Genomic DNA, 1,749 nt, shown 5'->3' on the forward strand with positions numbered 1-1,749 from the left:
CACCCGCATGATGCCGTGCAGGGAGCCGGAGGGCTCATTGCGGTGACAGGAGCCGAATTCCGCCAGGCGCAAGGGCAGATCACGGTAGCTTTTCAGGCCCTGATTGAACACCTGCACATGGCAGGGGCAGTTCATGGGCTTGACGGCGAAATCCCGATCTTCGGACTTGAGGGTGAACATGCCATCCCCAAACTTGTCCGCGTGGCCGGATTTCTGCCACAGGGTCATGTCCACCACCTGCGGGGTGCGGATTTCCTGGTAGTCATGGCGATGCTGCATGTCGCGCATGTAGTTTTCCAGGGTCTTGTAGATGGTCCAGCCCTTGGGGTGCCAGAACACCATGCCCGGCGCCTCTTCCTGGGTGTGGAACAGGTTGTGCTTTTTGGCCAGCTTGCGGTGGTCGCGCTTTTCCGCCTCTTCCAGGCGCTGGATATAGGCCTTGAGCGCCTTTTTGTCGTTCCAGGCGGTACCGTAGATGCGCTGCAGCTGCTTGTTGCTGGAGTCGCCCCGCCAGTAGGCACCGGACACCCGCATCAGCTTGAAGTAGCGCATCACGCGGGTGTTAGGCACGTGAGGGCCGCGGCACATGTCGACGTATTCTTCGTGGTGATACAGACCGACCGCCTTTTCACCGGCGGCGATCAGGTCATCGACCAGCTCGACTTTGAAATCTTCTCCCCGGTCGGCGAACACTTCACGGGCCCGCTCGATCGGTGTCATCTCTTTGATGACGTCGTAATCTTTCTTGATCAGCTCCTGAACGCGCTTCTCGATGGCCTCCATCTCCTCGGTGGTAATGGGGTGCGGCGCGTCGATGTCGTAATAGAAGCCGTCTTCAATCACCGGACCGATGGCCATTTTGGCCTCCGGGATCAGTTGTTTGACGGCGTGACCCACCAGGTGGGCGAAGGAGTGCCGAATGACTTCGAGCCCTTCCGGGTCGCGGCCGGTGATCAGGGTAATCTCGGCGTCGTCCTCGATCAGCTCGCAGGCGTCAACCAGCTTGCCGTTGATACGGCCGCACACGGTGGCCTTGGCCAGGCCGGGGCCGATATCTTCAGCCACTTGCATCAAAGTGACCGGCTGGGAAAATTCGCGTTTTGAACCGTCGGGCAGTGTAATGACAGGCATGGTGTATCCTTGATGTCAGTGGTGACCCCTACCAAAGGCCACGTGCGTTTTGACTCCGGCGCGGCAGGCCGGAACGGCGTAAACCCGCCATTATAGAGAGGTAGTAAGCGGCATGGCAAATTACTGGTTGTTTAAGTCGGAACCGGATGAGTACGGTATTGAGGATTTGCGCAAGGAGCGGGACGGTGTGGGCCGCTGGAACGGGATTCGCAATTATCAGGCGCGCAATTTTCTGCGCGATGAGGTGGCGGTCGGTGACGGTGTGTTGATTTATCACAGTCAGTGCAAGGTGCCGGGTGTGGCGGGCACGGCCAAGGTGGTGAAGGCGGCCTATCCGGACCCGGCGCAGTTTGATTCGGCGAGTGATTATTTTGATCCGAAGGCGACGAGGGAGACTCCGCGCTGGTTTTGTGTGGATATTCAGTTTGATTCGGCGTTTGATGAGGTGGTGCCGTTGAAGGCGATCAAGCAGCAGGAGCCGTTGGGTGAGATGGTGCTGTTAAAGCAGGGCCGCCTGTCGATTCAGCCAGTCACCTCGAAAGAATGGCATTACATTCTGACGATGGCTTCCTGATATTTGGTGGTTACTGTGCGGTCCGGGTCGTCGAGGGGTAAACC

The 1,749-nt window shown here is 58.4% G+C and carries 2 protein-coding genes; one reads left to right on the forward strand and one right to left on the reverse strand.

Annotated elements, in window-relative coordinates; translation table 11 throughout:
• The coding region (locus B3520_RS03715) for a threonine--tRNA ligase (RefSeq protein ID WP_286875441.1) at positions 1-1,131 on the reverse strand (1,131 nt) is incomplete at its 3' end.
• Between the two features lie 112 nt (positions 1,132-1,243).
• Here B3520_RS03715 and B3520_RS03720 point away from each other — a divergent pair.
• Positions 1,244-1,705, forward strand: coding sequence for an EVE domain-containing protein (locus B3520_RS03720; RefSeq protein WP_286807205.1), 462 nt, complete (start codon positions 1,244-1,246; stop codon positions 1,703-1,705).
• Positions 1,706-1,749: the final 44 nt, after the last annotated feature.

This window comes from Marinimicrobium sp. UBA4509, assembly GCF_002388575.1.
GTDB classification, from domain to species: Bacteria; Pseudomonadota; Gammaproteobacteria; order Pseudomonadales; family Cellvibrionaceae; genus Marinimicrobium; species Marinimicrobium koreense.

Excerpts from the sequence above, each read along its gene's own strand:
- B3520_RS03720 (WP_286807205.1), top strand. The coding sequence starts at position 1,244 with ATGGCAAATTACTGGTTGTTTAAGTCGGAACCGGATGAGTACGGTATT.